This is a genomic window from Streptomyces sparsus (assembly GCF_054776295.1).
Map to the genome: position 1 here is coordinate 1 of NZ_BAAHCA010000313.1, position 5,079 is coordinate 5,079.

The 5,079-nt window shown below is 69.2% G+C and carries 5 protein-coding genes and 1 pseudogene; all 6 read left to right on the forward strand.

Going from position 1 to position 5,079, the window contains the following annotated elements; all coding sequences use genetic code 11:
• The first annotated feature begins 369 nt into the window (after positions 1–369).
• Positions 370–1,458 (forward strand): redox-regulated ATPase YchF, encoded by a 1,089-nt coding sequence (ychF, locus tag ACYVE9_RS15170; RefSeq protein WP_461028373.1) that lies wholly within the window; start codon positions 370–372, stop codon positions 1,456–1,458.
• A gap of 245 nt (positions 1,459–1,703) precedes the next feature.
• Positions 1,704–1,988: a hypothetical protein gene (locus ACYVE9_RS15175; protein WP_461028374.1), complete on the forward strand. Its 285-nt coding sequence runs from the start codon at positions 1,704–1,706 to the stop codon at positions 1,986–1,988.
• Positions 1,970–2,383 (forward strand): DNA-binding protein, encoded by a 414-nt coding sequence (locus ACYVE9_RS15180; RefSeq protein ID WP_461028375.1) that lies wholly within the window; start codon positions 1,970–1,972, stop codon positions 2,381–2,383. The genes ACYVE9_RS15175 and ACYVE9_RS15180 overlap by 19 nt, the downstream gene beginning before the upstream one ends.
• Before the next feature lie 63 nt (positions 2,384–2,446).
• Positions 2,447–2,935: pseudogene (locus tag ACYVE9_RS15185) on the forward strand (MGH1-like glycoside hydrolase domain-containing protein); the annotation flags it as partial.
• A 258-nt stretch (positions 2,936–3,193) separates the two neighbouring features.
• Entirely contained in the window at positions 3,194–4,612 is a 1,419-nt protein-coding gene (locus ACYVE9_RS15190) for an ATP-binding protein (protein ID WP_461028376.1), read from the forward strand.
• A 31-nt stretch (positions 4,613–4,643) separates the two neighbouring features.
• Positions 4,644–4,865, forward strand: coding sequence for a hypothetical protein (locus tag ACYVE9_RS15195; protein WP_461028377.1), 222 nt, complete (start codon positions 4,644–4,646; stop codon positions 4,863–4,865).
• Positions 4,866–5,079: the final 214 nt, after the last annotated feature.

The following is a 5,079-nucleotide window of genomic DNA, read 5'->3' on the forward strand; positions in this document are numbered from 1 at the left end:
CGCCGCACGCGAGCCGGGCGACTTCGACGGCGCCTGCGACGGCGCCTGCGACGGGAAGGCCCGCCGCCGGCTGGGCTGGCTGAGGGGGGCGCTGTGTTGCTCCACCGCACCAACGTAGGACGCCGGGCACGGGCCGCGACGGTACGGACACGCGCATGGCCGGTGTTCGCCCCCTGTTCGACGCCGTCCGACCGGATCCGGTCGGACGATCCGCCGAGACGAACCGGGCACCGCGCGCAGCACGGCCGGTGAGACCCAGCCCTCAGCCGGCCCGTCACCCGGGGCCGCGAGCCGCCCGTAGACTGGACGACCGGCCGGTACGCTCGCCGGGCCCGCCCACCGGATCCTCTCGCAACGGGAAGTCGCCACGTGTCGCTCACGATCGGAATCGTCGGCCTGCCCAACGTCGGCAAGTCGACTCTGTTCAACGCCCTGACCAAGAACGACGTGCTGGCGGCCAACTACCCGTTCGCCACGATCGAGCCGAACGTCGGCGTCGTCGGCGTGCCCGACCCCCGGCTCGACAAGCTGGCCGAGATCTTCTCCTCCCAGCGCAAGCTTCCCGCCACCGTCGACTTCGTGGACATCGCCGGCATCGTCCGCGGTGCCAGCGAAGGTGAGGGGCTGGGCAACAAGTTCCTGGCGAACATCCGTGAGTCCGACGCGATCTGCCAGGTCATCCGCGCCTTCCAGGACGAGAACGTCGTGCACGTCGACGGCAAGGTCTCCCCGCGCGACGACATCGAGACGATCAACACCGAGCTGATCCTCGCCGACCTCCAGAGCGTCGAGAAGGCCCTGCCCCGGCTCCAGAAGGACTCCCGGATCCAGAAGGACAAGGTCGCCACGGTCAAGGCCGTCGAGGAGGCCAAGGCGCTGCTCGAGGAGGGCCGCACCCTCTTCTCCGCCGGAATCGCCCAGGGCACCGAGCGCGCCGAGCCGCTGCGGGAGCTGCACCTCCTCACCGTCAAGCCGTTCCTCTACGTCTTCAACGTCGACGAGGACGAGCTGACCGACGAGGCGTTCAAGGACGAGCAGCGCGCCCTCGTCGCCCCCGCCGAGGCCATCTTCCTCAACGCCAAGCTGGAGTCCGACCTCGCCGAACTGGACGACGACGAGGCCCTGGAGCTGCTGCAGTCCGTCGGCCAGGAGGAGCCCGGCCTCGCCAACCTTGCCCGGGTCGGCTTCCAGACCCTCGGCCTCCAGACCTACCTGACAGCCGGCCCCAAGGAAGCCCGCGCCTGGACCATCAAGAAGGGCGCCACCGCCCCCGAGGCGGCCGGTGTGATCCACACCGACTTCCAGAAGGGCTTCATCAAGGCCGAGGTCATCTCCTACGGCGACCTCGTCGAGACCGGTTCCGTCGCCGAGGCCCGCGCCAAGGGCAAGGCCCGCATGGAGGGCAAGGACTACGTCATGCGCGACGGCGACGTGGTGGAGTTCCGTTTCAACGTGTAGCGGGTGACGTAGCACTGGCGTCGCTGAACTGGCAGACGTGCAGGTCACGAGGGTCCGGCTCTTCGGGGTCGGGCCCTTTGTTTGCCCGTGCTGGGAGGGGATGGGGGCGCCCGTGCTGGGTTCGGATGTTGCGCTGCCCGATGTGGGAGTGAGGGGGAGCGGCTGTGCACACCTTCTTCACGGCTCTGGGGCTCCACGCAGGTCTGGGCGTAGCACTTTTCCTACTCGTTTGACACACTCGGGGCATGGGTGAGACGACGTACAGCATCGGGGAAGGGCCGGCGACGCGGGTGAGCCTGTCGCTGCCCGAAGGGACCGCGGAGGCGATCCGGGCGCGGGTGGGTAAGCGGGAATTCTCCGCGTTCATTGCCGAGGCGGTCGAGCGTGAGTTGCGTGGGCAGGTCCTTGACGAGTATCTGGCGGACTACGAGAGCCGCAAGGGGCCGGTATCCGAGCAGGCCCGCAATCGAGCGCGGCAGGTCTTCGACGAGGCGTTCGCCGAGGAGGGTGAGTGGCCCGCCGCAAGCTGAGTCACGAGGGGACGCTGGTCCTCGACAGCGAAGGGCTCTCGAAGCTGCTCGCCGATGACGAGCAGGTGGTGGCGCTGGTAGCCGAGGCACGCTCGCGCGGCATGGAGGTCGTGATCAGCGCACTCACCATCATCGAGGTCGTCCACGCTCGCACGAACATGTCTCGCCTCAACTGGGTGCTCTCCGGACTGCGTGTGGTCGCGGTGGGTGACGACGAGGCGAGGGCGGCCTCGAAGCTGCTGATCGGTGCTGGCTTGCATGGGCACAGGTACGCGATCGATACGGGGGTCGCCGAGGCCGCGTTGCGACAGCACCGCCCCGTGGTCATGTTGACCTCCGATATCGACGACATGACCAAGCTCTGCGGCGATCGCGTCCGGCTCGTGGCGGTGTGATCTGTTTTGGCCCGCGGCGTGAAAGGACAGTGTCCCGTAGCGCCGGATCAGGACTTAGAGACCGCGATGTTCGCGGAGCTGTGGACGGGAGAACGGTTCGCCACCCGTTCCGCCGACAGCACCGAAACCTGGACCAGCGCCGGCCTTCTCGACCTGATGCCCGTGGTGTTGGGCGAGTACCTGCCCGAGCACGTCGGTGTCCTGCTGGCCGAGAGAATCCAGTCGCATCTGACCACCCACGGTCTGGCCACCGAACAGCCCGCCTCACCGCACTACCTCGCGGACGGCTACTGGCGCGGTCCGATCTGGGCCCCGTCCACCGTGCTCGTCGAGGACGGTCTGCGCCGTGCCGGTCACCACCGTCTTGCGGACGACATCAGTGCCCGCTTCCGCGCTCTCTGCGAGACCTCTGGTTTCGCGGAGAACTTCGACGCCCTCACGGGCGCGGGCCTGCGTGACCGTGCTTACACCTGGACCGCGAGCAGCTACCTGCTCCTGGCCGAGGCCCACGAACTCCGTCGCGCTGAGCCGGCCCGGATCGCGGGCGTATGACGGGCCACTTCCACGTTCACCGGTTGATACGAAGGCCGACAGTGAGCACCCGACGTGACAGGTCTACGCCGCTCGCGCGTCGTTGGCGTCGTCACCAGGAACGTCCGATCCTGGTGACGACTTCGCGCGACCGAACCGGTGACGCACGGTCCTTGGGGGCAGGTCCCGGACTCGTGATCGTGAGTGGCGCTCGGCGCAGTTCGCTAACATCTATGTTAGTAATGCAACTGTTAGTAACACGTACGGAGGTCGGCGGACGTGGTGGAATTCGTGGGTCGTCGGCAGGAGCTCGCGGCGTTGGAGGGGCAGCTGCAGAGGGTCGCGGCAGGAGTCGGTGGAGATCGGCCCGGCCGGTGCGTGATGTTGCGTGGGCGGCGCCGGGTGGGCAAGTCGCGACTGGTCGAGCAGTTCGCGGAGCGCTCCGGGGCCCCGTTCTTGTTCTACGCGGCGACCGGCGCGTCCACGGGGCATGATCTGTCACGGCTGGCCCGGGACGCCGAAGCATCAACGCTGCCGTTGGCGGGGCTGGTGGCCGCCGCACGGCCGGAGAGTTGGGACGCCGCGTTCGATGTGCTCGCTGCGGCGCTGCCCGCCGACCGGGCGAGCGTGCTGGTCATCGACGAGGTGCCCTACCTCATGGATGGCGATGGAGCGTTCGAGGGAATGCTGCAGCGGGCCTGGGACCGGGTGCTGGAGACCAAGCCTGTGCTGTTGGTCCTCATCGGCTCCGATCTGTCGATGATGGAGGCTCTGAACAGCTACGGCCGCCCCTTCCATCAACGGGGCCGGGAGATGGTGCTGGGGCCGCTGAACCCCGCCGAGGTGGGGCGGATGCTCGGGCTGGATCCGGCGGAAGCCTTCGACGCCGCGCTGGTCACGGGCGGGCTGCCGCTGACCTGCGCGGAGTGGTCGCGGGGCGCAGGGCTGTGGGACTTCCTCGGTGAGGCGCTGAGTGACCCGGTCTCGGCCCTGCTGGTGTCGGCCGAACGTTCGCTGGCTGCCGAATTCCCTCCGCAGGCTCAGGCGCGCACGGTGCTGGCGGCAATCGGCAGTGGTGAGCGGACCTTCACCAACATCGCTCGTGCGGCCGGCGGAATCGGGGCCACGCCGCTGCAACGAGCGCTGGAGCTGCTCACGGACAAGCGGATCGTCGCTGCGGAGCTGCCCGTAGCGCTGCGCCCGTCGAAGGACCGCCGCTACCGGGTGGCCGATCCCTACCTGCGGTTTTGGCTGCATCTGCTCGGCCCCTCCATGGAGGAGATCGAGCGGGGGCGGGGCGATCTGACCTTGGCGCGGATCCGGGAGAGCTGGACCAGCTGGCGCGGACGGGCGGTTGAGCCGCTCATCCGAGAGGCGCTCGCCCGGATCCTGCCCGACGATCAACTCCCCGCAGCCCCCGCGGTGGGCGGTTACTGGACCCGCACCAACGACGTCGAGATCGACATCATCGGTGCGGACCGCGCCCCCGTAGCCAAGAAGCTGCTCTTCCTCGGCTCCATCAAGTGGCTGGAACAGTCACCCTTCGACCGGCACGACCTGGCGGCTCTCCATCGACACCGGGCCGCCCTCACCGACGAACCCGTTCCGGTCGTGGCGGTCTCGCGCAGCGGGGTCGACTGTCCGGGGCTCGATGCCGTCTACGGCCCTGGCGATCTGCTGGCCGCCTGGCCGTTGTGAGTGGTGGGTGGGGGCCAGGTAGGGAGCCCCCTTGCCGCTGCGTGTCGAGCGTCTCGGTGTACGCGTGGCCGGCCGTTCCGGCCGTCAGTGTGCTGCCGTCCTCCGGGCCGATGACGAGGTTGGTGCCGCCAGGAACGCCGGCATACCGCCCGAGTCCACCGGTGCCGAGCGCGACGCCGTGCTCGCGGGCATCCACGACGTCGACGGCAACCTCATCCGTGACGAGGGCGGGGCCGTCAAGCGCGGCCCATAACCGGTGCTCATCCCTCGACGGCGGCGCGACGGACCCCGACCACAGTGCCGCGCAGCGGTTCTCCTGCGACGGTGTCACGCTGACCGATGACGGCGGAGGTGACGTCAGCGTCGGGCTGCGCAGGACGCCGCGGCCCGCGTCCCGACCGGACGGCAACTCGACCCGGCCGCGACCGTGTGCGGCCGGGTCCCGCCGTGCCGGCGGAGGTGTGGCC